The organism is Moorena sp. SIO3I6 (assembly GCF_010672095.1).
On sequence record NZ_JAAHHU010000812.1, the window covers coordinates 1 to 2,158 of the forward strand.

A 2,158-nucleotide genomic window follows, 5' to 3' on the forward strand; every position below is an offset into this window, starting at 1 on the left:
TAAACTGATCCAATTGATTGACTTCTATTTTTGAGTATAGCCTCTGCATCTGCCGCCCGTTCATTTGCAATATCTAGCCAGTCTTTGGAATTATTAGGATCCATTACAAGTATAATTACAATTAATTGGATAGATTATAACACAAAAAAAAGTCCATAATAATGGACTTAACTCGCTCTATACTTAGGGTCTATAACTCTGAAAGACGACTTAACAATAATCCCTCATTATTTATCCTTTTTTTTCAAAACTGAACCAGCCCCTAAAGCAGTAAGTCCCAGTAGCGCTAATCCAGACACAGGTTCAGGTACACTGGTTGGATCTGGCTTTGACGGATCGTTGGTGATGGTTTCCTTAAAATTAGGATTGGGATCAACATAGGTAATATCAGTTCCTCGAGTACCCCCAATATTAAACGTAATTCCTGACTGTCTGTCCCAGGTAAGGATATAAGCACCTCTGTCAGTAGCCCTCCCAAAATCGATATCTAGAGTCCAACTATCAGGGGTAGCGTCAAAGGTAGTAATAAAGTTTCCAAAAGAAATAAAAAGAGGAGAACGAGGGGGTTCAAGATTCAGATCAGAACTGACTTGCCTTAAATCTTCTACATCAAGAGACCAAGAGAGTAATTCCCCTTCAGTATTGTACTCAACAAACCCCTCGTAATTTCTAGTTTGGGGAGGAGGCTCTGGCAGAAAACTAAAAAAATCCGACAATTCAAGTTCACCGCTGAATTCTTGGTTAATGATTTGCTCAGCAGCAGCCGGTAAAACTCCAATAGTAGCAGAGATTAAAGCAATAGCAGTAGTAACAACACCATTATGTTTAGAAAAATTAATCAAAGGAATTCTCCTGGTTGAGTAAGTAGATAAATTGAGTTAATTGCACCGCTAAGTGGGCAATTAAGATTTTGGATAGTTTCCAAAAAATCTCAAGCACCGAAGAATTGATAAGACGATTTAACCTGGTAAAACTTTAACCTTTATGCCGAATTATTATTCTGTGACAAAAAATAACTCGATCACCTTTGCTAAAATTAGACTATCACAAAGGGTGACGACAGTAAAAATATTAAATCAACTTATACGCAAAATTACTGACTTCTATTTTTTTAGGATAGCCTTTGCCTGTTTTGTTCTTTCTTTCGCGATGTCGATCCACTCACTTACACTTGTGTTAGCTATTACAGGTATTTATACTTAAAATTAAGTTTAGAGATTATTCTAACATAAAAAAAAGTCCATAAAAATGGACTAAAATTGCTCTATAATTAGAGTCTATAACTCTGAAATAATCCTGAAAAATAATCCCTTATTATTTATCCTTTTTTCTCAACAATGAACCAGCACCTAAAGCAGTAAGTCCCAGTAGCGCTAATCCAGAAGCAGGTTCAGGTACACTGGTTGGATCTGCCTTTGACGGATCGTTGGTAATGGTTTCCTTAAAATTAGGATTGGGATCAACATAGATAGTTGACAAAAATGAGTCTGAGTCAGGAGTAAACCTAATTCCTGACTTTCTGTTCCAGGTAATGGTTTGATAATCTGTGTAAAAATACCTCTCAAAATCGATATCTAGAGTCCAATTATCAGGGGTAGAGAAAAAAAGGATACTAGGGCGAGGGTCAACGGGAATACAAGGGTCAATGCTAAAACAAGGAATAATAGGAGGAGGGTCTATAGGAACCAAAGTAATAGTAGAAGAAGTAATAGTGGGAGAAGTAATAGTGGGAGAAGAAGGAAAAGGTTCAAGGGTATCAGAACCTAGTGGCAATGAACCTTCTACATCAAGAAACCAAGAGAGTAATTCCCCTTCAGTAGTGTACTCAACAAATCCTTCGTAATCTTTAGTTTTTGGAATAAACTCTTCTATCAGAGTAACATCGATACGAGGAAAAGGGCTTATAGACAACCATGTAGGCTCATAGATTATAGGCTCATAGATTATAGAATAAGACAACAATTCAAGTGTGCCACTGAATTCATGCTTGATTATCTGGAAAGCAGCAGCCGGTAAAACTCCAACAGTAGCAGAGCTTAAAGCGATAGCAGTAGTAACAACACCATTATGTTTAGAAAAATTAATCAAAGGAATTCTCCTGGTTGAGTAAGTAGATAAATTGAGTTAATTGCACCGCTAAGTGGGCAATTAAGATTTA

2 protein-coding genes are annotated in these 2,158 nt (G+C 36.8%); both read right to left on the minus strand.

Annotated elements, in window-relative coordinates:
- Positions 1-227: 227 nt before the first annotated feature.
- Positions 228-842: a hypothetical protein gene (locus F6K49_RS43025; RefSeq protein WP_293107721.1), complete on the minus strand. Its 615-nt coding sequence runs from the start codon at positions 840-842 to the stop codon at positions 228-230.
- Positions 843-1,314: 472 nt separating this feature from the next.
- A complete protein-coding gene (locus F6K49_RS43030; protein ID WP_293107724.1) occupies positions 1,315-2,088 on the minus strand; it encodes a PEP-CTERM sorting domain-containing protein in 774 nt (257 codons plus the stop codon).
- Positions 2,089-2,158 lie beyond the last annotated feature (70 nt).